This is a genomic window from Catenulispora yoronensis, from assembly GCF_039531695.1.
GTDB lineage: Bacteria > Actinomycetota > Actinomycetes > Streptomycetales > Catenulisporaceae > Catenulispora > Catenulispora yoronensis.
Map to the genome: position 1 here is coordinate 93,886 of NZ_BAAAQN010000025.1, position 22,364 is coordinate 116,249.

The 22,364-nt window shown below is 69.4% G+C and carries 21 protein-coding genes; 12 read left to right on the forward strand and 9 right to left on the reverse strand.

Annotated features, from left to right (window positions below):
- Positions 1–2: 2 nt before the first annotated feature.
- Both ABD481_RS21465 and ABD481_RS21470 read right to left on the reverse strand, forming a co-directional pair.
- Positions 3–2,390 (reverse strand): amino acid adenylation domain-containing protein, encoded by a 2,388-nt coding sequence (locus ABD481_RS21465; protein WP_344667498.1) that lies wholly within the window; start codon positions 2,388–2,390, stop codon positions 3–5.
- On the reverse strand, positions 2,383–3,861 hold the full coding sequence (locus tag ABD481_RS21470) for a cupin domain-containing protein (protein WP_344667499.1): 1,479 nt from the start codon (positions 3,859–3,861) through the stop codon (positions 2,383–2,385). The genes ABD481_RS21465 and ABD481_RS21470 overlap by 8 nt, the downstream gene beginning before the upstream one ends.
- Positions 3,862–4,330: 469 nt before the next feature.
- Here ABD481_RS21470 and ABD481_RS21475 point away from each other — a divergent pair, with 469 nt between their 5' ends.
- Both ABD481_RS21475 and ABD481_RS21480 read left to right on the forward strand, forming a co-directional pair.
- Entirely contained in the window at positions 4,331–4,993 is a 663-nt protein-coding gene (locus ABD481_RS21475; RefSeq protein WP_344667500.1) for a response regulator transcription factor, read from the forward strand.
- Positions 4,994–5,069: 76 nt separating this feature from the next.
- Entirely contained in the window at positions 5,070–6,377 is a 1,308-nt protein-coding gene (locus tag ABD481_RS21480; protein WP_344667501.1) for an MFS transporter, read from the forward strand.
- On the opposite strand, the gene ABD481_RS21485 is transcribed toward ABD481_RS21480, so the two are convergent.
- From ABD481_RS21485 to ABD481_RS21495, 3 genes are all read right to left on the reverse strand, one after another.
- On the reverse strand, positions 6,343–7,191 hold the full coding sequence (locus ABD481_RS21485) for a carbohydrate ABC transporter permease (RefSeq protein ID WP_344667502.1): 849 nt from the start codon (positions 7,189–7,191) through the stop codon (positions 6,343–6,345). The two genes, ABD481_RS21480 and ABD481_RS21485, sit on opposite strands and share 35 nt — an antisense overlap.
- Before the next feature lie 140 nt (positions 7,192–7,331).
- On the reverse strand, positions 7,332–8,336 hold the full coding sequence (locus ABD481_RS21490) for a carbohydrate ABC transporter permease (RefSeq protein WP_344667503.1): 1,005 nt from the start codon (positions 8,334–8,336) through the stop codon (positions 7,332–7,334).
- Positions 8,333–9,565 carry an extracellular solute-binding protein gene (locus tag ABD481_RS21495; RefSeq protein ID WP_344667504.1) on the reverse strand — a complete coding sequence of 411 codons (1,233 nt, stop codon included), beginning with the start codon at positions 9,563–9,565 and terminating at the stop codon, positions 8,333–8,335. The genes ABD481_RS21490 and ABD481_RS21495 overlap by 4 nt, the downstream gene beginning before the upstream one ends.
- Positions 9,566–10,214: 649 nt before the next feature.
- On the opposite strand from ABD481_RS21495, the gene ABD481_RS47420 reads away from it, so the two are divergent.
- From ABD481_RS47420 to ABD481_RS21510, 4 genes are all read left to right on the forward strand, one after another.
- Positions 10,215–10,571, forward strand: a complete 357-nt coding sequence (locus ABD481_RS47420) for a helix-turn-helix domain-containing protein (RefSeq protein ID WP_425559246.1) — start codon at positions 10,215–10,217, stop codon at positions 10,569–10,571.
- On the forward strand, positions 10,517–11,443 hold the full coding sequence (locus ABD481_RS21500; protein WP_344667505.1) for a hypothetical protein: 927 nt from the start codon (positions 10,517–10,519) through the stop codon (positions 11,441–11,443). Before ABD481_RS47420 ends, ABD481_RS21500 begins: the two co-directional genes overlap by 55 nt.
- A complete protein-coding gene (locus tag ABD481_RS21505; protein WP_344667506.1) occupies positions 11,385–11,702 on the forward strand; it encodes a hypothetical protein in 318 nt (105 codons plus the stop codon). Before ABD481_RS21500 ends, ABD481_RS21505 begins: the two co-directional genes overlap by 59 nt.
- 198 nt (positions 11,703–11,900) lie before the next feature.
- Complete coding sequence (locus tag ABD481_RS21510; RefSeq protein WP_344667507.1) at positions 11,901–12,215, forward strand: hypothetical protein; 315 nt, start codon at positions 11,901–11,903, stop codon at positions 12,213–12,215.
- Between the two features lie 14 nt (positions 12,216–12,229).
- Here the strand turns inward: ABD481_RS21510 and ABD481_RS21515 are convergent, their stop codons facing one another.
- Positions 12,230–12,463: a hypothetical protein gene (locus ABD481_RS21515; RefSeq protein ID WP_344667508.1), complete on the reverse strand. Its 234-nt coding sequence runs from the start codon at positions 12,461–12,463 to the stop codon at positions 12,230–12,232.
- 374 nt (positions 12,464–12,837) lie between these two features.
- Between ABD481_RS21515 and ABD481_RS21520 the strand changes: the two genes are divergently transcribed.
- The gene (locus tag ABD481_RS21520) at positions 12,838–14,439 is read left to right on the forward strand and encodes a serine/threonine-protein kinase (RefSeq protein WP_344667509.1); all 1,602 of its coding nucleotides are present in this window, start codon (positions 12,838–12,840) and stop codon (positions 14,437–14,439) included.
- A gap of 292 nt (positions 14,440–14,731) precedes the next feature.
- Here ABD481_RS21520 and ABD481_RS21525 read toward each other — a convergent pair whose 3' ends face one another.
- Entirely contained in the window at positions 14,732–15,568 is an 837-nt protein-coding gene (locus tag ABD481_RS21525) for a helix-turn-helix domain-containing protein (protein WP_344667510.1), read from the reverse strand.
- Positions 15,569–15,684: 116 nt separating this feature from the next.
- On the opposite strand from ABD481_RS21525, the gene ABD481_RS21530 reads away from it, so the two are divergent.
- The 5 genes from ABD481_RS21530 (at position 15,685) to ABD481_RS21550 (ending at position 20,360) form a co-directional block, all read left to right on the forward strand.
- Complete coding sequence (locus ABD481_RS21530) at positions 15,685–16,896, forward strand: MFS transporter (protein ID WP_344667511.1); 1,212 nt, start codon at positions 15,685–15,687, stop codon at positions 16,894–16,896.
- Between the two features lie 50 nt (positions 16,897–16,946).
- Entirely contained in the window at positions 16,947–17,609 is a 663-nt protein-coding gene (locus tag ABD481_RS21535; protein ID WP_344667512.1) for a TetR/AcrR family transcriptional regulator, read from the forward strand.
- Between the two features lie 208 nt (positions 17,610–17,817).
- Positions 17,818–19,440: an MFS transporter gene (locus ABD481_RS21540; RefSeq protein ID WP_344667513.1), complete on the forward strand. Its 1,623-nt coding sequence runs from the start codon at positions 17,818–17,820 to the stop codon at positions 19,438–19,440.
- Positions 19,437–19,778: a DUF6204 family protein gene (locus tag ABD481_RS21545; RefSeq protein ID WP_344667514.1), complete on the forward strand. Its 342-nt coding sequence runs from the start codon at positions 19,437–19,439 to the stop codon at positions 19,776–19,778. Before ABD481_RS21540 ends, ABD481_RS21545 begins: the two co-directional genes overlap by 4 nt.
- Before the next feature lie 30 nt (positions 19,779–19,808).
- Positions 19,809–20,360, forward strand: coding sequence for a DUF2087 domain-containing protein (locus tag ABD481_RS21550; RefSeq protein WP_344667515.1), 552 nt, complete (start codon positions 19,809–19,811; stop codon positions 20,358–20,360).
- Positions 20,361–20,528: 168 nt separating this feature from the next.
- On the opposite strand, the gene ABD481_RS21555 is transcribed toward ABD481_RS21550, so the two are convergent.
- Together ABD481_RS21555 and ABD481_RS21560 are read right to left on the reverse strand one after the other, a co-directional pair.
- Complete coding sequence (locus ABD481_RS21555) at positions 20,529–20,666, reverse strand: hypothetical protein (RefSeq protein ID WP_344667516.1); 138 nt, start codon at positions 20,664–20,666, stop codon at positions 20,529–20,531.
- Between the two features lie 17 nt (positions 20,667–20,683).
- The gene (locus ABD481_RS21560; RefSeq protein ID WP_344667517.1) at positions 20,684–22,291 is read right to left on the reverse strand and encodes an AMP-binding protein; all 1,608 of its coding nucleotides are present in this window, start codon (positions 22,289–22,291) and stop codon (positions 20,684–20,686) included.
- Between the last annotated feature and the right edge of the window lie 73 nt (positions 22,292–22,364).

A 22,364-nucleotide genomic window follows, 5' to 3' on the forward strand; every position in this document is an offset into this window, starting at 1 on the left:
CTTCATCGGGGGCCTTCCGGATCGGCCTCGGAGGCGGGATCCGGCAGCGCGGCCCGGTCGAGCTTGCCGTTGGCGTGCCGGGGCAGCGCCGTCATCCGCACGATCCGCGAGGGCAGGAACGAGGCCGGCAGCCGCGGAGCCAGATGAGCGCGCACCGCGACGTCCGACACCTGCGCCCCGGGAGCGAACGCCAGATAGGCGACGAGCACCGGTTCGCCGGCGACGGTGCGCAGCGCGGCGGCGGCCTCGACGACCTGCGGATGGACGCGCAGCGCGGCCTCGACCTCGCCGAGCTCGACCCGGTGGCCGCGGACTTTGACCTGCGAATCGGCCCGGCCGTGGAACTCCAGGAGTCCGGTCTCGGTGCGGCGGACCAAGTCTCCGGTGCGGTACATCCGCGCTCCCGATGCCGAAGGATCCGGGTCGGGCAGGAACCGCTCGGCGGTCAGGCCGGGTCGCAGCTGGTACCCGCGGGCGACGTTGCCGCCGCCGAGGAAGAGTTCTGCGATCTCGCCGTCGGCGACCGGACTGAAGCCGTCGTCCAGTACGTGGGCCCGGGTACAGGCGATGGCGCGCCCGATCGGAACGCGGTCGCCCGGCAGGTCATGGTCGTCGCGAAGCAGGTGCGTCGCGGCCCAGACCGCGACCTCGGTCGGCCCGTAGTTGTTCTCCAGCAGGCACTCCGGCAGGAGGGCGCGGTGTCGGGCGGCCAGGGCCGGCGGCAGCACTTCGCCGCCGACGATCGCGCAGCGCAGGCTGGCCAGCGGTGCCGGGTCGTTGCCAAGGATGAGGTCGTAGAGCGCGGGCGTGCAGTCGGTGTGCGTGGCGCCGTACAGCTGGATCAGCTCGCGCAGTCGGGCCGGGTCGCGATGGTCGCCGTCCGCCGGGATGATCAGCGCGCCGCCGCTGGTCAGCGTCCACCACAGGCCGACACCGGAGGCGTCGAAGGAGAACGAGATCGGCAGCAGGAAGGCTTCGGGCCGGGGCCGCTCGGGCACCCGCTGGGCCAGGGTGGCCAGGGCCAGCTGACGGTGGGTGACCATGACGCCTTTGGGGACGCCGGTCGAGCCGGAGGTGTAGAGCACGTAGGCGAGGTTGTCCGGGGTCGCCGCCGTGACCGGGGATCCCTCGGTCGGCTCGCCGGACGCGTCGGCGGCGACCAGGCGGCGTGGGCCGACCGGGACCTGGCCGAACCGCCGGCCGGCGGCCACGACGACGTCGACGCCCGACTCGTCCAGCATCAGGACCCTGCGGTCCTCGGGCAGGGCGGGATCGATCGGGACGTACGCGGCACCGGCTTTGAGCACGCCGAGCAGTGCCACGACAGTGTCGGCGACGCGGTCGGCGACGACGCCGACCCGGTCCTCGGGACGGACTCCCTCGGCGATCAGGGTGTGGGCCAGGTGGTTGGCGCGCCGATCCAGGGTCCGGTAGTCCAGGACCTCGTCACCGGCGATCACGGCGACCGCGGTCGGGGTCTTCGCCGCCTGTTCCTCGAACTGTCGGGACACGAAGCCGTCGAGGTCGGCGGGCGCGGAGACCGCGAGGGCGTCGTCGTTGTCGTGGGCGTCCGCGTCGGCGCCAGCGGCGGCGTCATCGGCGGCGTCATCGGCGGTCTCGGGGAACCCGTGGTTGAACGGGCAGGCTTCGTACATCGCGCCGTCGTCGGCGTCGGTGATGTAGTACTGCTTCCATTCGAAGTTCGACGGGTCACCGTAGTCGCCCATCAACGGATGCGGCTCGACCGCGTCCCAGGCGGCCAGCCGTTCCCGGATCCGGCGCCGAGCGACGACGCCGGCCGGGCTGCCGCCCTCGATCCCGGCGAAGACGTTGCGCGGCTGGAACAGCATGACCAGTCCCGGTCCGAGGTTGCGGCTGCGCCGGGCGATGTGGGTCGGGGCGGCGGCGAACACGAACATCGGGACGCCGTGGAAGGAGAACTCCCAGCGGTTGTGCTCCGGAGCCGTGGGGATCTCGTCGGGCCAGGGCCGGTCGTCGGCGTCGCACAGCCGGCGCAGGACGGTCCAGAACCGGCGGCCGTGCGCGGTGTGGTCGGCGCCGGGCTCGGGGGCGAAGAACGCCGACAGCGCCATGCGGCGGTGAGCGAACGGCCGGGTGGCGTCGAGGAAGGCGGCGAGGTCGTCGCGCAGCGTCGCCAGGTCGCCGTCCTCGCCGTCCTCGCCGATCCAGGTGCCGAACAACTCGCCGAGGTGCAGCGCGTTACGGCCGAAGTGGCAGGGGTACTCGGCGTGCCCGACGTCGGCGCGGAAGACCTCCAGCGCCTGGACCAGCCACTGCGGGGCGTCCTGCGGCACCTCCGGGCGATCGGTGCGGAACAGCCGTTTGCCGGGGATGTCCGGCAGCAGCCCTCCGACGGTCGACTCAGCCATAGCGCTGGTCCAGGTCGGCGTTGATCACCGGCTGGTGGTAGACGCACTCGCCGGAGAGCACGACCGAGCCGTGCAGCCGGTGCTTGGGGATGAACAGCTTGTCCCCGGGGCGGAACTTGTGGGTTCCGGAGAAGCAGTTCCAGAACTCCATCTCGCCGCTCTCGATGACCAGCAGCCGGTCGTCGTCGTGGACGTGGGTGGTGGAGCACTCCTCCCAGGACTCGACGAACGTGTCCAGGGCGACGGGGATGTGGTGCTCGTCGATGGCGGCCTGGAGGCGCTCGGCTTTGGCGCGGTAGGCCTCGGCGCTGTCGATCCAGCGCAGCTGCACGGTGAGGTCGTCGTGGTGGACGTCCAGCAGCAGCGCGTATTCGCGCGCGCCGCGGTTGAAGGCGGCCAGGGCCGGCGGGCCGAAGCGGTGGGACAGCGGTTCCAGAACGGTGCGGGTGATCTCCTCGATCGCCGCGGCGGTCTCCGCCTCCGGGGCGGTGTGGGCCAGTGCGGCCTCGGTCCGTGCGGTGTCGGCGGGACCGGCGAGTTCGGCCAGCCGGCCACCGTGGCCGCCGATCAGGGCGAGCGAGTCGAGCGTGCGCACGCACATGGCGCCGAGGAACTCGAAGACCCGGCCGTGGTCGCGCGCCGTGGCGTTGAGGTAGTTCATCGCGGCGAGGGTGGAGGGCAGGTAGTACTGGTAGTAGCGGTGCGGTTGGACGCCGAATCCGCACACGTCCATGATCGCGGCCAGGATGGTGTCGATCGGGTGGGGCTCGCCGCGGGTGTTCGCCAGGGCCGCCAGGGGCGCCAGGCCGCCGCCACCCGCACCGTCCGGGCCCGGGATCATCAGTGGGCTGATCCGCAGCGGCGCGTTGATGGTGCCGGCCAGCAGCTGGACCGCGGTCATCTTCGCGGCCTCGTCAGCAGCCCCGGCTGCGGCGACCAGGCCGACGACCTCCTCCGCCGCGCGATGGCGCTCCTCGGCGAGGTCGGTAAGCAGGCTTCGCAGGTCCGCGACACCCGGTTCTACCGTGTCGGCGACCTGTTCGGCGACGGCTTCGTGGACGAAGCCGAAGACGTGGTTCTCCAGCAACGGCCGTACCAGCTCGCCAAGGACCCGGTTGCGTTCCCCGTAGAACAGCCGGTACTCCTCCCAGCGCTCCGGCGTCATCTTCGCGGCGAACATCGGTTTGGCGGTGTCGTGGATGTTCAGCAGCATGCGGTGCCCGATGAGCGCGGACAGCCGCGAGGAGTCGGGGCGGCCGAAGGGGCGGTCGAACCGCAGGAAGCTGAGATCCTCCGGGCGCACCGGGCGGCGGTAGGGATCGTCGTCGATCTCCAGCTCCTCGAACCGCGCACTGCGGAACAGCGGGTTGGCGCAGTAGACACTCAGATAGTCGGCCAGCTCGGCGGCGGAGAACTCGGCGGGGAGTTCGGCGGAGTATTCGCCGGGCTTGATAGTGGGAATCAGGGTCACGGTGTCCCCCTCGCGTGTCTGCGGGCAGTCGGCCGCTCGCGCCCGGTCGGCGTTCGCCCCGGTATGACACGCATGTTCACCAGGGCATATGGCGGACAGCAAGCAATTGCCCACTAATGGCCAACATCGGTGGACCGGCGGGGGTTGGCGACTTGTGGTCATCGTCCGAACCCCTTGACGGCCGCCATCTGGGACGTCGCCATATAAGAACCCTTATAGTGGTTCCAGTCGGGTAAGTCAGGCTTGCCTCACAGCGGACCGCATGGTCATGATTCGAGGTAATGCAGGGGTTAGCCGCCCAGGCCACAGGGCGGCGGACGGCCGCCGGTTCGGGCCCGGCGCCGGCACGTCGGGAGACAACGGCGCACCCGGGCATCGGGTGCGCCGCGGGCCCGGGACGAATCTCGCGAGGCGTTTCGATCCGCCTTTGGGAGGGGTTGCATCGATGCTCGGGGGTGCCAATGGACCCATGGCGGAGACCGCGGCGGTGCTCGACCGGGCCGACTGCCCCGACCTGGCCGCACGCCTGCACGCCGCCGTGGACGACGTGCTGGGCGCGTACGACCGCAAGCAGGCCGTCGAGAGCGCCGACCGGGAGATCCTCGGCTGTCTGCGCGAGGTGGAGGAATCGTGCCTGAAGAACCCGCCGCAGGTCGGCCAGCTGCTACAGATCCAGCGGGCCGCCCGGATGCCCACGACCGCGGGCGGCCCCGGCGAGCTGGAGTCCTTCGCCCCGCCGACCCGGCCCGGCGTCGAGATCCGGATACTGCCGGGACTGACCACCTGGCTCGCCGTGATCGACTCAATCGCCGTGGTGCTCCCCAAACAGCAGGATCGGCCGGAGCGGGAACGCACGGTGCTGCGCGCCCCGGCCGTCCTCGCCGTCGCCACCTGGGCCTTCCACCAGGCCCGGCCGGCGCCGCCCTTAGGAACGGCGCTGCCGCAGCTGTCGCAGCTGGAAGTACGAATCCTGCGATGCTTGTCGGCGGGGCTGAAGGACGAGCAGGCGGCTCGGCGGCTGGAGATCTCGGTGCGCACCTACCGGCGGCGGGTGACCTCGCTGTGCGATCGGCTGCACGCCTCCAGCCGCTTCGAGGCCGGAGTGGCCGCCGCGAAGCGCGGACTGGTCTGATCCGTGGCACTCGCCGCACCGCAAACGCTGAACCTGCCCGCTCGCCATGACGCCCCGGCGTTGCTATGCAGATGACATGAGCCGAAGCGACGGAGCCCACCCGGCGCGCGTCGGCAACCGGATCCTCCGACTGTTCGGATTGACCGACGTCCCGAGTGGAATCAGACCCCTGATCACGGCGACGGCGATCCAGGGGCTCGCCACCTCCGGCTTCTCGGCGTACGTCGCGATCTGGGCTGTCCAACGGCTGCACGCCGCACCCGGGGCGGTCGGCCTCGCGCTGTTCTTCCGAGCCGCGTCCGGGATCGGCTCCGGCTACCTCGGAGGCCGGCTGTCCGACCGGCGCGGACGACGGCCGGTCATCCTGGCGAGCTGGTCCGCGCAGACAGTGTGCATCGCCGCCTTCATGGCCGCCGGCGACCACGTGCTGCTCGGACTGGCCCTGGTCGTCGCCTTCGGCCCGCTCGGCCCTCCGGGCAGCGCCGCGTCCTCGGCACTGATCGCCGACACGGTCCCGGACGGCGAGCGCGCATCGGCGTACGCGGCAATGCGCGTCCTGCGCAGCATGTCGGTCATCCTCGGCCCGCCCGGCGCGGCACTCCTGGTGGCGATCGGCAGCTGGCCGACAATGTTCGGCGGACTCGCCGCCTGCGGCGCGGTGGCGGTCGTCACCGCACGCCTGTCGATCCACGATCCCCCACGCCGCGACCACGCACCACCCGGCGAGCAGACCCCCGACCGCGCGCTCTGGCGCGACGGATCCTTCCTGCTGTTCCTGTCCTCGGTCACGATGATCACGCTCACCCTCGCCGCGACGGACCGGTTCCTCCCCGTGGCGGCCGTGTCCTCCTACCACCTGCCGGTCGCGGCCTGGGGAGCGCTCATCGCCCTGAACCCGGTACTGATCGTGATCTTCCAAGCACGAGCCACCCGCTTCGGCGACACCCTGCCGCGCCGAGTACTGGTGATCGTGGCAGCGACCCTGACCGGCGGACCGTTCCTGTTGTTCCTGCTGAACACCTCCGCAGTGACGATCGCAGCAGTGGTCGTACTGTCGACCTTCGGCGAGATCGCCTGGACCCCGACCGCCCAAGCCCTCGCCGCCGACCTGGCCCCGCCCCAGCAACGCGGCGCCTACCTCGGCGCCTTCGACGGCTCCGTCTCCCTGGCCTACGCCATCGGCCCGATGGCCGCACTCGAGATCCACGCCGCAGCGAGCGACGCACTGGTGTGGTGGAGCGGCGCGGGCGTAGCGACCATCGGGGCGGTCCTAGCGGTGACGGCGCTGCGACGCACCTCGGCCTCGGCGACGATGGAGGGTGTGGAGCTGCCACACCACGGCTCTGCGGCTACCGTGCGGCCGGAAGCGTCACCCCCTGGATGAACACCCGCTGCGCGAAGAAGAAGACGAGCACGACGGGTGCGGTCACCAGCAGGTTCACGGCCGTCAGCAGGTTCCATTCGACGTGCTCGGATGCCTGGAACGTCTGCAGGCCGTAGGAGAGGGTCCACCATTTCGGATTCGTGGCGACGTACACCTGAGGTCCGAAGTAGTCGTTCCAGCGCAGGAAGAACTGCAGCAGCGCGACGGCCGCCAGGGCCGGTTTGACCATCGGCAGCACCACCCGCAGCATCGTCCGGAGCTCGCCGCAGCCGTCGACGCGCGCGGCGTCGATGTGGTCGCGGGGAACCGCGATGATGAACTGGCGCAGCAAGAAGATCGAGAACGCGTCGCCGAACAGCAGCGGGACGATCAGCGGCCACAGCGTCCCGGCCAGGTGGAACTGCTTGGCCCACAGGATGTACATCGGCACCACGGTGACCTGCGGCGGCAGCATCATGCCGGTGAGCAGGAGCAGCAATGCGGCACGGCGGCCGGGGAAGTCGAAACGGGCCAGGGCGTAGGCGACCGGCGCGGAGGACACCACGGTCGCCACGGTCGCGGCTCCCGCGTAGAGCAGGGTATTGAACCACCAGCGCAGTACGCCTGCCCGGCGCATGACGTCGACGAAGTTGTGCCACTGCGGGTGCTCCGGCAGCAAATGGCCTGACAGCGACTCCTCGGGGGTCATCAGGCTGACGGCCACCAGCATGAACAGTGGTCCGATGAAGCAGAGCAGTGCGGCTATCGCCAGCGAATGGACCGCAACCCAGTGGAGCATCCTGCGCCGGCCGGCGGTCAGGCGGGGCCTGGGCATACCGGGCGGACGACCGCGGCCCACAGCGCCGGTGCGGGCGGGCCGGCGGTGGGCCGGCCGTCCGGCGCTCCGGCGCCTGACCGGTGCGTCGGCCGGCGGCTGAGGGCCATCCGGCAGCGGTCCCGCGGCGAGCGGCGCGGTCACCGCAGCACGCCCGCGGCGAACCCGGAGCGGCGGCGCAGCAGCAGCGCTGTGAGCCCGATCGACAACCCGAACAGGATCACGGCGACGACGCTGGCGGCGCCGGTGTCAGCGTGGATGAAGCCCAGGGAGTACAAGGTCTGTGTCAAGGTGAGTGTGGACTGCTCGGGAAAGCCGGGTTCGGCGGTCAGCCCGGGCGCGGCCAGATCGCCGCTCGCGGCCTGCGACGCGACCATGGCCTGCGTGTAGTACTGCAACGCGGCGATGACCCCCGTGATCGCGGCGAACAGCAGCGTCGGCGACATCTCCGGCAGCGTGATGTGGCGGAACCGCTGCCAGCCGGTGGCGCCGTCCATCAACGCCGCCTCGACGCGAGCCTTGGGCACGTCGGCCAGCGCCGCCAGGAACACCACCATCACGTCGCCGACGCCCCACAACGCCAGCAGCGTCAGCGCGGCCTTGGACCACGCCGGGTCGTCGAACCAGCCGGGTCCGCCGATCCCGACCGCGCCGAGCAGCCGGTTGACCGGGCCGTCGCCGGGCCGCAGCAGGTAGACGAAGCCGAGGGCGGCGGCGACCGGCGGGACGAGATAGGGCACGAACAGCGCCGTGCGCATCAGCCGGCCGCCGATCCGCACCCGGACGACCAGCATCGCCAGCCCGAATCCGGCGATCACGCGCAACGTCACCATCACCGCGACTAGCCACAGGGTGTTGCGCAGCGACGTCCAGAACGGCGGGTAGTGCCCCAGCACGAAAGCCCAGTTGTGCAGACCCACGAACCGCGGCCTGTCGAGCATGTTGTAGTGGGTGAAAGAGAAGTAGACGGTCGCGGCCAGCGGGTAGACCACGAACAGCCCGACGCCGGCGATCCACGGCCCCATCAGGGCGGCGGCGGTGGCCATCTCCCGCCGGCGTACGCGCCGCACCGACCGGTGCACGGGCGTCCCGCCCGGCAGCACCGGGCGGGCGGCGTCGTGCCGCACAGTCCTGGCAGCACTCATGGGGTGGGCTCCCGTCCTTGGTCGGTGGCCGAGTCGATCTCCCGGTCCAGGGCACGCAGCGCCGACTGCGGATCGGTGACCCGACCGGCTTCATAGGCGGCGACGAACCGCTGGAACGAGCTCTTGTAGTAGCCGCCGTTCGGCGACGGCGGCGTGCTCGTGGACCGGGGGTCGGCGGCGATGGCGATGAAAGTGCGGAAGCGGTCATCCGCGGCCAGCGCGGGATCGGCCGCGACCGCGTACGTGGTCGGCACGTTGTGGATGGCGTTGGCGAACGCGGTGAGCGCGCCGGTGTCGGTGGTCAGGAAGCGCACCAGTTCCCAGGCCGCGTCCGAGTGCCGCGTCGTGCGCGCGATGCCGATGACGGTGCCCGTCACCGTGCCGGACCCGTAGGCGGCAACGCGGTCGTCGGCCACCGGCAACGGCGCCGTCCCGTAGTCCAGGTCGGGCGCGTCGGCGGCGATCTCGGCGGTGGTCCACTCTCCCCCGACCGCCATGGCGACCTTGCCGGTCAGGAAGGCGTTGGCCGCGCTGTTCTCGTCACCGGCCGCCGGCCCGGCTGCGAAAGCTTGCGCCTCGTCCGCCCCACCGAGCACCGCCATCATCCGCGACTGGAAGCGCAACTCGGAGGCGACGCCCGGATCGCCGGCCAGCACCGAACGGTTGTCGGCGTCCTGGAAGCGGATGCCGAAGACCGACTGCAGATGGTCGGGGGCGTTCTCGTACCAATCGACGTCGGGCAGGAACCCGGCGACCCGCAGCGACCCGTCCGCGGCCCGGACGGTCAACTTCGCAGCGTCGGCCTCGAGCTCCGACAATGTGCGCGGCGGCCGCTCAATACCGGCCTTCGCGAACATCGCCTTGTTGTAGTAGAGCCCGAAGGTGTCGCCGAGCAGAGGCAGCGCGCACTGGTCGCCGTGATAGGCGGAGTACGCCAGCGACGGCGCGGTGAACGTCTTCGCAGCGTCGATCCCCGAGGACCGCAAGAACGGGTTCAGGTCGACCCAGGCACCGCTGCCGCAGTACAGCCCCACGTCGTCAGTGGTGAAGGAGGACACGACATCGACGTTCTGCTCGGAGCGGATGCCGTTGATGATCTGACTGTCGGTGACGCCTCCGACCGCCCGCACACCGATGTTCGGATGCAGCAGGTGGAAGCGATCGAGCATCGCCTGAAACGCCGAAGCCTCCCGCTCGTCAGTCCACCCGTGCCAAACGGTCAAGGTCACCGGCGGCCGCTCGGGACCGTAAGCGGTCGCCGAGTCCGGCGGCCTGACATCGGGCAGCGGCGCCCCCGTGCACGCCGCCCCCGAGATGGTGACAAGGGCGGCGCACAGCAGGAGGCGGATATGAGATCGCAGGCGAGGTGCAGTGCGCGCAGATGGGGTGGCGGCCATCCGGGATCGACGCGGACGTATCAAAGCCATCCTGTTAGTAAAGTTGCCTACAAAATAAGGTGGGGCGAGAGTAGGAGATCGCTGACAAGGTTGTCAACGGCACCCGAAGGGATGCGCGGGAAATGCGCAGCTATAGAGCCGAATAGGTAAATCGGAGCCTATTCGGACGCAGTGCGTCCTACGGCGCCTGCGGGCGGCCTGCGGGCGGCCTGCGCGACGGTGACCGCCTCAAGGTCGAGTGAGGCGCGCCAGGACAGTGGTCGGCGTTTGCCCAGTCGCCCCGAGCCGGGGACCGATTTCCCAGCGACGGGGCTCTCTGCGTGATGGTCGAAAAATCGGCTATTTGGCGCGAGCCGGCCCTTTTATGCGGCGTGCTCGTATTCGCGGATCAGTTCGCCAAAGCCGGCGCCGCGTCGAATCTGGTTACTGGGGTTCAAAGAGTGATGTCGCAGGGGACTGACGGGGTCTGGATTTCGGCGATATGCCTGATGCCCGGGACGACAACGCTGCCGTGGCCAAGGCGTTGCGGCTGCATGTGCGCACGGTGCAGCGCTGGAAGGCGGCCTGGACCGCCGGTGGCCAGGTGGGTTTGGCCAGCAAGGGGCCGCCAAAACATCCGCAGCTTTCCGATGAGCAGTTGGCGGCGCTGGAGGCCGAACTGGAACGTGGTCCGGTCACGCACGGCCGGCCCGGACCAGACCTGGACGTCGAGGTCGGCAGGATTCGTACGGCGCTCCGTCCTGGGGCTACAAGCTCGGCGACGAGCAGGACCGGCTGCTGCCGATGGTCGTCTGCCAGGTGGTTCTGCTGGCCGGCAGCCCGCATGTCGAGGACATGACCACCGAGCCGTTCGAGCGGATCCGCGCCGAGCGGATGCTGCCGGGCCTCCGGCTGAACACGCTGTTCGCAATGCAGCGCGCGACCGCCGCGCTCGGGTTCTGCGATCCGCCGAAACACAAGACCGGAGGACACAGCAGCCGGGCCAGCGGCGGCCCGGAGGCGTGGGAGCAGTGGGTGGACCGTCGGCACGCCACCTCGACGCTCACGCCGAGAGCTCGCGGAAGCATCCGCTCCAACCTGCTCAAAGTCGGCCGCTGGGCCGCCGACCAGTGCCCGGAGGCCGCCGACCCGGCGGTCTGGACTCGGCAGACCTGCGCCGCCTGGGTCACGGCGCTGGACCGGATGAGCGTCTGGGACTACGTCCAGCGCACCGTCGGCTTCGGCGAGACGCTCGGCAAGCCGCTGCAGGCCCCGACCAAGGCTGGGCGGATCTCCGCGCTGCGCCGGTTCTTCCTGGACGCCCAGGACTGGGAGTGGATGCCACGCTGCTTCGACCCCTACCGGGTGCTGGCCACCCCGCGCAGTGTCGCCGCGCTGCTCGGACCGAACCCGCGCGTCATCGCCGACGTCCCCACCCTTGCCGGACCTACGCCGCAACAGATCGGCAACCCGGCCCAGGCGACGCTCCTTCCGACCATCGAGGTCACACAGAAGTCGGCTGCGCCAGGACCGACATCTGAGCCCCCATGGAGCACCATGAACTGCACGGTTAGAGTGCCAAGGCGCATAGCACGCTTGTTGAAAGGGGAGAACTATGAGCCTGGCCGATCAGAACTGGATGCCGCCAGCGGGCCGCGTCCGCTGGGACCTCATGATGGCCGGCATCACCGTTCTCCCCGACCTACCACCCGGCTGGCCTCGCGCCAGTAGCCCTGGAGCCCTCGTCGAAGACGTTGGCGGTCATGTCGTCATCTCCTGGAACGCTCCGGTCACCCTCACCGACTCAACCAGCAAGCCCGCAAGCTCCGGACAGGCCGAAGACCAGATCCAACAGCGCCGTGAAGCAATCAACAAGGCGATGCTCAGCGCGATCGCCGAGGTCTTGACGGCATACACCGTCGAGATCGACACGGTGAACTGGACTTTCGCAAAGGTGATCGACGGACCGGGCACCGGCTGGACTGGCTGATCCCAAGCCTGGCAAGCCAATCCTGACTACACCAATCCATCGCTGGCTTGACAAAACAGATGCCACATAAGGCACGTTATTGAGAATGTTCGGTAACGGTCCTGGTCGGTTCGCGGGGTGGTGCAGGTAGCCAGTGCGGACAGAGGTTTGGGGACTGGGGCTGGCCCTCTGGCGTTGTTTCGCGGGTGGCGTCGTAGCATGCCGGTGCTGAGCAGGACTTTCGACGTGGAGGTTTGTGAGATGGCGAGTGGTGCGCTCGGTGTCGTCATCGCGGGGAAGCCGACCGAGCTTCACGGCGGTGCTGCCGTGGGGTTTCTGCTCGGGGTCATCGCTCTTGGCCTGACATTGATCTTGATTGCCCTTAACGTTCGTGGCATCGCGGATCGGTTCCCGTGGCTGGGAAGGGAGGCCGATGCGGAGCGCAACAGGACCGTTGTGGCGTTCAATAGGGCCGTGGCGGCCATCTTCGGGATTGTGTTGCTGATGTCGGTCTTGGTCGCGGCGGTGCGGTGACTGCGGTTTGAGGTTCAGAAGGCTTCCTTGTCGTCGAGGGTCTCCGATGGCTTGGTCAGACCGCCCGTCAAGGCACCCAGTGGGATGAACATGCTGGTCGTGCCGAGTTCGCAGGGCGTGGGCCCTGCCGGGGTGGGGGTGTCGGCGAGGCGGTCGAGCAGAGCGGTGATGACCTCGTGGCCACCTTCGAGGGCTTCCTTCTCTTCGTCGGTGAGGTTGAGCTCCTCGAGCAGCCGTCGGAAGCACACATCAGTGCCTCCGACGCGCGGACGACACCGGCGACCGGCGAAGCGTTCGACAACAGCCGCGCAAGATCGACACCCGGCTCGCGGTGCCCATGAGGGTGCGGGACATGTGAGTGCCCGAGGGTTCGGGTTCAGACCGTGGCACAGCTGGGCCGCTGTGGCCGACGACGGAACTGCGCTTTCGGCTGCCTTCTGCCGTACGCGCAGTCCCTGCGAAGCGTTGGGTGTCGCGCAGCGGTCGAGGAACGCTGACGACTTGCCGGGCAGTCGCACGCTCGGTATCGCAAGGGACGCTACTCGTCGGATGTACCCAGGTTGCTGATTTACTTGTCGTCGGTCGGAGCGCCTCGGCTCGGGGACTGGGGAGGGTGTCGCAGGTGGAGGCTGGCGAGCTGCTTGGTGAGAAGTACCGCCTGATGGCCCGGCTGGGACGTGGCGGAATGGGGGAGGTCTGGGCAGCGTATGACGAGCAGCTGCGCCGGGACATCGCGGTGAAGATCGTCCTCGCGGAGCTTGGCGGGGACCCGAGGCTCAGAGCTTCGTTGCAGCAGGAGGCCAGGACTGTCGCCGCGCTCCAGCACGCAAACATCACGGTGGTCCACGACGTCGGGGAGAAGGACGGCCATCCCTACTTCGTCATGGAGCACCTGGACGGACGCACCTTCGGTCAGCTCCTCGAGGAACACCCCCAAGGGCTGCCCGTCGAGCGGGCGGTGGGCCTGATGCTCACCGTCGCCGACGCCCTGGGCTACGCCCATCGCAGGGGCGTGGTTCACCGGGACATCAAACCCGCGAACCTGATGTTTTTGGCCGGCGGCTCGGTGAAGATCCTGGATTTCGGGATCGCCAGCTATGCCGAGGCGACCGCACACTTTAGCTCGACCGGCGTGGTCATGGGCTCTCCTCCGTTCATGCCTCCGGAGGTGTGGCTGGGCCAGAAAGCCACTCCCGCGGCCGACATGTACGCCTTCGGAGCAACCCTGTATGCGCTCCTGACGGGTGACTACCCGTTCCCGGGCCCGACCGCTGCTGCATGGATGCGCCAGCACCTGGACGTGGAACCCCCGCGCTGGGAAGGGGCCGCCGACCACGTTGGCGACCTGATACATCGGCTCCTCGCAAAGGACCCCGACGAACGGCCGTCGGCCGCGCACAGCCAACAGATCCTGGAGCAGGTCCAGGGGCGACTTGGAAAACGGGAAGCTCCGCTAAGCGTCGAAACGCCGACCGTTGCCGACACCAAAGTCGCCGTACTGCACGGCATCGCGATCGCAGCCACCGCGCCGACCGCACTCGACCGGCAAGAGCTCGACCGCCAAGAGACGGTGTTCTCCGGTCCCGCCCGCAGAATCGAACCACTCCCACTGTTCGGCGGCATCGTCGCAATCGTCGTGAGTTCGCCTATGGCCTTCCTTCCGCTTGCTGGATACGGCACCGGCGGTATCGTTGCCCGTCTCTTCGTCACCGGCATTGGCCTGTTTGGGGTGGTCATGGGCATCGGGGGGCTTTTCGCTGGCGTCATGACGAGGACCGTGAGATTCCTGGGCGTGGCAACGGACGGGATCATGATCTCCGGTCGGGAGCGAGGCGCACGGGCACAGGTCCAGATCCCATGGGCGGACATCGCTCGCATCTCGATCGTCGACGGTCGGCTTGTCCGCGGTGTCATGGCTGAGAACAAGGGGCGGTCCGTCTCAAGGTCCGTGCTCATACAGAGCACCCGAGGAGCCTGGAAGAAGTCCGAGATCGTGCAGGAGGGATCCGACCAACTGGCGAGCGACATCACCCCCAAGGCCGTCGAAAAGGTCTCCCATCGCGGGCTTGTCGAGGTGACGGGCTGTTACGTGATCGCCCCCGCTGATGCATCGGGCGTCACTGAGCCGGCGTTGCGCGCCGCACTGCGAACCCTCGGCGTCGAACAACTCTTGTGCGATAGCGAGACCTTCTGGGAGACGGCGCCAAGAACGAGGTCGCACTGACCCCACCGAGATGTCGCCAAGATGATTTGCGCGTCAGCAACCGCGCCCACTCCTCGTCCGTCAGATCACCACGCCCATGACCAGAACGGAGCGGGCCTGGTGGATGCGTTGTTGTTCTTGGCGCAGGTACCGGGTGTAGTAGATGATGCCGGTGGCGATCGGCCCAGCCGCGTGCCAGGGCGGTGTCGTAGCGCAGGTACGGAGTGCTTGTTTTCCAGATAACCGCAGAGCTCGTCGTGATACAGCCTGGTCGCACAGGTTTCGTCGGCACCCTCAGGTCTGTTTGCCGGCGTTACGAGACCGACCTGAGGCGGCCTTGGGGCCGCCGACGAAGTCGGTCGACCGCCTCGGCCGTCTGCTCGTCCGCGGGGTGGAAGACGACGAGTTGCTGGGAGTCGGTGGGGAGCTCGAAGGTCTCGCGGAGCAGGCGGAGTTCGGGTCCGGTTGGGTGGCTGAGGCGCAGGGTTCCGCGGTGTGGCACGGTGTGGCGGTCCAGGCGGCGGGTGAATTCGGGGCCTGCGACGGGGGCGAGGGTGGCGGTGAGCCATTCGAGGTTCTCGGCCGAGGGGGCGAGCCATAGGTCGAAGGACTGTTCGTCCGCGACGTCGTCCCAGTCGGCGAAGAACGCCCGGGCCCGGGGGTCGGTGAAGATGTAGCGGGTCAGGTTGGGAGCAGCGGCGTCGAGTAGTCCGGTTCCGTCGGTGATCGCCGCGTAGCCGCTGGTGCGGGCCAGGATGTCGCCCAGACGATTGGTCACGATGGCGATGTCCGGTTCAAGGAGCTGGAGCGTCTTCAGGACCAGGGGTCTGACCTGCCGGGGCGGGGGCGCGGGGCGGAAGTGCACGGCGCATTCGCCGCCGGTGATCTTCACGAGGTAGCGCAGGCGGTTGCGCTCGGGGACGTCGAGGCTGAGCGCGTCGGCGAGTGCGTTGACGACCGCCGTCGACGGGTTGCGGTCGCGGCCCTGCTCGATGCGGGTCAGGTACTCGACGCTGATGCCGGCCCGCGCGGCGAGGTCCTGGCGCCGCAGCCCGGGAGACCGGCGGCGGCCTTGTTCCGGCAGTCCCAGGGTCTCGGGCTGGATGCTGTCGCGCTTGGCGCGGATGAACTTCCCCAACGGCGTGCCCATGCCGCGAGCGTATGGCGTTTCGGTGCTGAGGGGGCAGTGCCGAGGGTGGCCCTGTGCGGGGCCACCCTCGAACCCGGCCTGGCTGCCCGCCACGCTGTGACGTGATCGTGGCGGGTATGGAGAAGTCATCGAATAAGGGGTCGGACAAGGGGCCGGAGAAGGGCGCGAGGCGGCGTTCCGGGCAGGCCTTGCTGGTGTGGGGTCTGCTGGTGGTGGCGGCGAACCTCCGGGCGAGCCTGACCGGCGTCGGGCCGCTGCTGGACCGGGTGCAGGACGACCTGGGGCTGGCCCCGGCCGTGGCCGGTTTGCTGAACACGTTGCCGTTGCTGGCGTTCGCGACGGTGTCTCCACTGGTCCCGCGGCTGGCTGCCCGGTGGGGACCGGAGCGGCTCCTGGGCGGTGCGCTTGTCGTGCTGACGCTGGGAATCGCGGTCCGGTGGGTGCCTGCGACGGCCGGCCTGTTCGCGGGAACGGTGCTGATCGGGGCCGGGATCGCGGTGGGCAACGTGATCCTGCCGAGCCTGATCAAGCGTGACTTCCCCGCCAAGGTCGGCCTGCTGACCAGTGCGTACGCCACGGTGATGGGGGGTGTCGCCGCGGTGGCCTCCGGAGTGGCGGTGCCCATCAGCCAGGCCGCCCCCGGCGGCTGGCACACCGCGCTGGGCTGCTGGATCGTGTTCGCGCTCGTGGCCGTCGTGCTGTGGCTCCCGCAGACGCACGCTTCGCGGCCGGTCCCGGGCGCGGTCCGCAGGCACCGGCTGCCGTGGGGATCGGCGCTGGCGTGGGCGGTCACGGCGTTCATGGGACTGCAGTCGCTGGGCTTCTACGTCGTCGTGACGTGGTTGCCCCAGATCCTCCAGGACGAAGGGATGAGCGCGGCCGGGGCGGGATGGACGCTGTTCCTGTTCCAGGCGGTCGCGGTGCTGACCAGTCTGGCGGTGCCCGCGGTGTTGCGGCGGGCCCGTGATCAGCGTGCGGTGGCGACGGCGAGCTCCGTGGTCCTGCTTGTCGGCTACCTCGGGCTCTTGGCGGCGCCGGGATGGGCACCGCTGTGGAGTGTCGTCCTCGGGCTGGGCGGCGGAGCGAGCCTGGTGCTCGCACTGGCCTTCCTCAGCCTGCGCGCCCAGGACGCGATCGGCGCGGGTGCGCTGTCGGCGATGGCCCAGTCGATCGGCTACCTGGTGGCCGCCGTGGGGCCGGTGGTCTTCGGGTTGCTGCACACCGTCAGTTCCGGGTGGCACGCACCGGTCGTCCTGCTCTGCGTCGCCGCAGCCGGCCAGGCGATGGTCGCGATGGTGGCGGGCCGGGGCACGGTGAGGCCTGCCTAGGTCACCACTCGGGTCCGACTTCAGATACAGTCTTGTATTGGAATACAGTTTTGTATCTCAGTTGGCAGGAGGCGATCCCCGTCACCAAGCGGCTCACCCGGCAGCAGAGCCGGGAACTCACCCGTGAACAGTTGCTCCAGGCGGCGGCCGAACTGTTCGCCGAGAGCGGGGTGAACGGCACCTCGGTCGAGCAGATCGTCGAGCGCGCCGGGTACACCCGCGGCGCGTTCTACGGCAACTTCGATGGCAAACGCGAGATCGTGCTCGCGTTGCTGGAGCAGCGCACTCAGCGCGAGCTGGAGGAGATGCAGGCGCTCAGTCAGGAGGCAGAGTCCTTCGACGGTCTGCTGGAACACCTGCGGACCTGGCACCGCGAGCGGGACGAGACGCTCGCCGGCTGGCTGGCTCTACGTACTGAGCTCTGGCTCTACGGCATGCGGGACCCGGAGTTGCTGCCGGTGCTGGCCGACCGGGAGCGGCGTTCGCGGGCCGCGCTCGCCCAGGCGCTGGAGCAGGGCTTCGCCGCCCGCTCGGTGACGCCTCCGGCCCCGGTGGAGTTCCTGGCCCTCATCATGCATTCGCTGGGCGACGGCCTGTCCATCCAGCGGGTGCTTTCCCCTGAGGACAGCGACGCGGACGTCGTTGTGGACGCCGTCGAGCTGCTGATGCGCTCTTGGAGCGCCCTCGCCCGCCAAGCGCCGGACACGAACTAGTTCGAACTTCGAACACGGAGAAGAAGCCTTGACCAGCGAAACGAGGCAGGGGCAGCGGCCGGCTGTCGGACTGTCCTCCCCCTCGACCGCTTCCCCCGTCCCCACGCCCGTCCCCGTCCCCGCCCCCGCGCCGGTGCCGGCGCCGGCGCCCGCACCGGCACCCACGCCCGCGCCCGCGCCCGCGCCGGATCCCAAGCGGTGGCTCGCTTTGACCGTCCTGCTGGTCGCCACCTTCATGGACCTGCTGGACGTCAACATCGTCACAGTGGCGATCCCGGCCGTCCAGCACGACCTCGGTGCCTCGGCGGTCACCATCCAGGCGGTGACCGCCGGCTACACGCTGTCCTTCGCGGTCGTCCTGATCACCGGCGGCCGGCTCGGCGACATTTTCGGCCGCAAGCGGATGTTCATGGCGGGGGTGACCGGCTTCGTCGTGGCCTCCGCGCTGTGCGCCGCGGCACAGAGCTCTGAGATGCTGGTGGCCGCCCGCATCCTGCAGGGTGTGGCCGCCGCGGTGATGGTGCCCCAGGTCCTGGCGGTCATCCACGTCACGTTCGACCCCCGCGAGATCGGCCGCGTGGTCAGCCTCTACGCCGGCATGATCGGCCTGGCCGTCGTCGCCGCCCCCATTCTCGGCGGCGTGCTGGTCGACGCGGACCCGCTGGGTCTGGGCTGGCGGAGCGTGTTCGTGGTCAACCTGCCGGTCGGGGCGGCGGCCCTGATCGGCGCCCGGAAGTGGATGCGGGAGTCGAAGTCCCCGCACACGACCCGGCTGGACCTGATCGGCGTGCTGCTCGCGATCGTCGGGCTGCTCTTGCTCATGTTTCCGCTCATGCTCGGGCGCGAGCTGGATTGGCCCGCCTGGAGCATCGCCAGTCTGGTCGGTGCCGGCTCCGTCATGGTGGGCTTCGTGTTCTACGAGCGGTTCAAGACCCGTCGGGACGGCTCGTCGCTGGTGATCCTCTCCCTGTTCCAGGTCCGCGCGTTCAGCATCGGCGTCTTCGCGCAACTCCTCTTCAGCGCGGTTCCGGCGGGGTTCTTCCTCAGCTGGACGCTGTATCTGCAAGGCGGCCTGGGCTGGTCGGCGCTGCACACCGGCTTGACGGCGATCCCGTTCTCGCTGGGGGTGCCGATCGTCGGCACCATCGCCGTCCGCACGATCTTCCCGAGGTTCGGACGGTACTCCTTGGTGGCGGGCGCCCTCATGATGATCCTCGGCATCGCGTCCTACGCGTGGGTCGCGGAGCACGCCGGCGACGGCGTCACCTCCTGGCACGTCGCCCCGTCGATGTTGTTGCTCGGCTCCGGCATGGGCCTGCTCATGGCCCCGCTGACCGGTCTGATCCTGCGCGAGGTCGAGCCGCAGGAGGCCGGTGCCGCGTCCGGCGTCATCAACACGGTCGGCCAACTCGGCGCGGCCCTCGGCGTGGCGATCATCGGCGGCGTCTTCTTCTCGGCGTTGGCGGGCAACGCGGGTCAGCAGGCTGACAAGGTCATCGCCACTGTCCGCGCGGTCGCACCGGCCCAAGCAGCGACGCTGCGAACCTGCGCGACCGATCAACTCGGCCAAGCCGACTTGACCAAGGTTCCCGCCAGCTGCGCCACGTTGCTCGCCAGTATTCAGGACCCGAGCCAGAACGCTGGTGCCGGCCGACAGGTGATCAACAGCACGCTCAGCGAGATCCGCTCGAAGACCTTCATCGCGGCTTATAGCAAGGCTCTGTATTGGGCGGCCGGAGGCCTGGTTCTCATCGCGGGTCTGCTGTTCCTCCTGCCGCACCATGCCCACCGGCTGGGGCCGACTGCATCGACACCTGGAGAAGCACCGTGAGTCCCAAGACCTACCAGGTCATCACACACGGCAAGTTCGACGTCCTTACCGACGAGCAGCGTGCCGCCCTGATCGCGCAGGCGGACGACCACGACTTGTACAAAGCCCGCTTCACCGAGGAGGGCACCGTCACCTATGAGCCGGCGCTGCTCACCTTCACGTTCCGTTGCCTCGTGCCCGCGACCGAGGAGACCGGCGAGGCCGACGTGGCCGACGTGCTGAGCAAGGCCGAGCATCTCGCCGCGGCGGCCATCGCCGAGCTCGGGGGCACGTGCGGTGATCTGCGGTCCGCCGCCACCGACCTGTCCGGTATCAAGATCAAGCGCAAGGGCCGCTGAACCCGGCCCGGGGAAAGGACTTCGTCTCTCATGACTCCGGAACAACTCGCCGTCGAACTCGCCGATCCGGTGCTCCGCCGGGTGTTCGCGGCGGTCGCTCTGGGGGCGTCGACCTCTCCGGAGATCCTCGCCGCCTCCGGACTGGGCGCGCCGCAAGCCGCTCCGGCCATCGGGCGGCTCGTCCGCGCGGGCCTGTTCGTCCAGGGCCGCGGCTCAGTGGCTCTGGACGACGCCGTCCTCGCCGTGGCCGGCGAGAGGGCGGCCCGACGGCTGGCGGACGAGGCGGCGGCCGACCAGCCCGACCCACTGCTGCGTGGTTTCCTCCGTGGCAGGGTCCTTGTGAACCTGCCGGAGCAGGACGACTCCGCCTATCGCATAGTGCTCGGACGCATTGCCGCCAGTGCGTTCACGGCTGACGAAGAGTTTGGCGAGTTTTTCGAGTACGACGAGCGTACGGTGAACGACCGCCTGCGGCCCTGGTGCGAGGGCGGTGTTCTGGACGTCGCCTCGCTTCGGCGCGCGCTGGTCGACGCTGGGTTCTTGAGCCGTGATTCCGGTCGCTACCGGTCGCTGTTCAGCTGACGCGAGGGGGGATGAGACTGATGGCCCGGCCGCCGAGATCCATGACAAGGTTCCGCGCGCACTGCGTCACTCACACGGCGCGTTGCACGGTACGCGAGCGACAAGAACATCTGGCCAGGATCGCAGCTCGACAACCGCAGGCAGGCCACGCCCAGGTCACACGCCCGATCACATCCCCTCGCACGGCGAGCGCTCCGGGTCCGGGTCGTATTCCGGCGGCGGCACGGTGAGCTCCAGGTCGGAGGTCACCAGGAAGCCCGAGCCGAACCACCGTCCGCCGGACGTGTCGACAGCGATCGTCTGCACCGCACGCAGATCCCTGATCACACTCGCCAGCTCGACGGACGCGGGCCCAGTCGGGCCAGAACGGACTCCGCGACGCTCGCGCGGTCGATCTTGCCCTGGTTGCCGGTGGCGGGGAGCGTGCTCTGCGCGAGGAGGTGGCGGGGCACCATGTGGCGCGGGAGGGTGTCGCGGAGGAAGGTGGTGAAGGCGGTCTCGTCGATGGGGTGGAGCGCGGTGTAGACGAGGGCTATGTCGGCGCCGATCTCGATGTTGGGTACGCCGACGGCGACGCATTGCTCGATGTGCGGGAAGCGGATGGCGATTTCCTCGACCTCGGTGGGGCTGACGCGGAAGCCGCTGGTTTTGATCATGGCGTCGCGGCGGCCGATGAAGTAGAGGTAGCCGTCCTCGTCGGCCGTCACGATGTCGCCGGAGAAGACCACGGTCTCGCCCGGATGCTGCGGCAGCGTTCGGAAACGCTCCGCTGTCTGCTCCGGCGCGTTCCAGTAGCCCTTCGCCACGCAGCCGCCGCGGTGGACCAGCTCGCCGCGCTCGCCCGGCGCCACGGGGCGGCCGTCGTCGTCCAGGACCAGGAGCTCCACGTCCGGGATGGCGCGGCCGATCGATCCGGGGCGGGCGGCGAGCTGCTCCGGTTCCAGGTACGTGGAGCGGAACGCTTCGGTGAGTCCGTACATGAGGTACAGCCGGGCGTTCGGGAAGGTGGCGGCGATTTCGTCGATCATGTGCTGCGAAACGGCGCCACCGGATGTGCACACGTAGCGGACCGCGGACAGGTCGAGGTCCGGGCGGCGCCGTAGCAGCCGGGGATCGAACATCCGGGTGATGATCACCGGCATCACCGGCAGGACCGTGATGCGCTCCTCGGCCAGGAACCGGAACAGGCTCGCGGGGAACACCAGCTCGTGCAGGCACAGCGTCGCGCCGGTGAGCAGGGTCTGCCAAAGCTGGTTCAGCCCGTAGTCGAAGTTCAGCGACAGGACGCAGCCGATGCGGTCGTCGGGGCCGGTGCCCAGGTAGTCCGCGACGATGCGGGCTCCGTCGCACAGGTTGCGGTGCGTCACCATGATGCCCTTGGGGCGCCCCGTGGATCCCGAGGAATAGATGATCGCCGCGAGGTCGGCGCCGATGGCCTGCTGCGGCGGCTCGGTGAAGGGCCCGGTGCCGACGTCGGCGCCGGGCTCGGTCGCGTCGGCGGCTCCAGGCCCGGTCGCGTCGTCGGCTCCAGGTCCGAGTCCACGCAGGACTGTCGTCAGCTCCGGCGCCGCCTCGCGCAGCTCGCCGGACCTGCTCGGGTCGGCGACCGCGAGCCGCATCCCGGAGTCCCTGACGATGTGCTCGATGTTGTCCCGCTTGAGCCCGGGCAGGATCGGCACGACGATCCCGTCGGCGAGCAGCGTGCCGAGGATCGCCACGGCCTGCTCGACCGACTTGGCCATGCAGATGCCGACGCGGTCGCCGCGCCGGACGCCCCGCGCGCGGAACCCGGCCGCCTCGCGCAGCGCCAGCTCCCGCAGCTCGGCGAAGGACACCGTCGTCCGGCCGTCGCCCACGGCGGCCTTCGCCCCGAACCGCCGCGCCGCCTCGTGCACCAGAGCGTGCACCGTGAAGATCCGATGACCGGTCACAAAATCGATATTACAGAGTCCTGATATAACGGAAAGAGGCTCACACGGGTTTCCGGCGGTCGACGTGCAGGCT

Bases quoted from the DNA above. Each gene is read 5' to 3' on its own strand.
- ABD481_RS21525 (WP_344667510.1), bottom strand. From the start codon at position 15,568: ATGGGCACGCCGTTGGGGAAGTTCATCCGCGCCAAGCGCGACAGCATC.
- ABD481_RS21500 (WP_344667505.1), top strand. From the start codon at position 10,517: ATGGTCGTCTGCCAGGTGGTTCTGCTGGCCGGCAGCCCGCATGTCGAG.
- ABD481_RS21465 (WP_344667498.1), bottom strand. From the start codon at position 2,390: ATGGCTGAGTCGACCGTCGGAGGGCTGCTGCCGGACATCCCCGGCAAA.
- ABD481_RS21485 (WP_344667502.1), bottom strand. From the start codon at position 7,191: ATGCCCAGGCCCCGCCTGACCGCCGGCCGGCGCAGGATGCTCCACTGG.
- ABD481_RS21505 (WP_344667506.1), top strand. From the start codon at position 11,385: ATGATGGCCGGCATCACCGTTCTCCCCGACCTACCACCCGGCTGGCCT.
- ABD481_RS21550 (WP_344667515.1), top strand. From the start codon at position 19,809: ATGACTCCGGAACAACTCGCCGTCGAACTCGCCGATCCGGTGCTCCGC.
- ABD481_RS21510 (WP_344667507.1), top strand. From the start codon at position 11,901: ATGCCGGTGCTGAGCAGGACTTTCGACGTGGAGGTTTGTGAGATGGCG.
- ABD481_RS21475 (WP_344667500.1), top strand. From the start codon at position 4,331: ATGGCGGAGACCGCGGCGGTGCTCGACCGGGCCGACTGCCCCGACCTG.
- ABD481_RS21530 (WP_344667511.1), top strand. From the start codon at position 15,685: ATGGAGAAGTCATCGAATAAGGGGTCGGACAAGGGGCCGGAGAAGGGC.
- ABD481_RS21480 (WP_344667501.1), top strand. From the start codon at position 5,070: ATGAGCCGAAGCGACGGAGCCCACCCGGCGCGCGTCGGCAACCGGATC.
- ABD481_RS21490 (WP_344667503.1), bottom strand. From the start codon at position 8,336: ATGAGTGCTGCCAGGACTGTGCGGCACGACGCCGCCCGCCCGGTGCTG.
- ABD481_RS47420 (WP_425559246.1), top strand. From the start codon at position 10,215: ATGCCTGATGCCCGGGACGACAACGCTGCCGTGGCCAAGGCGTTGCGG.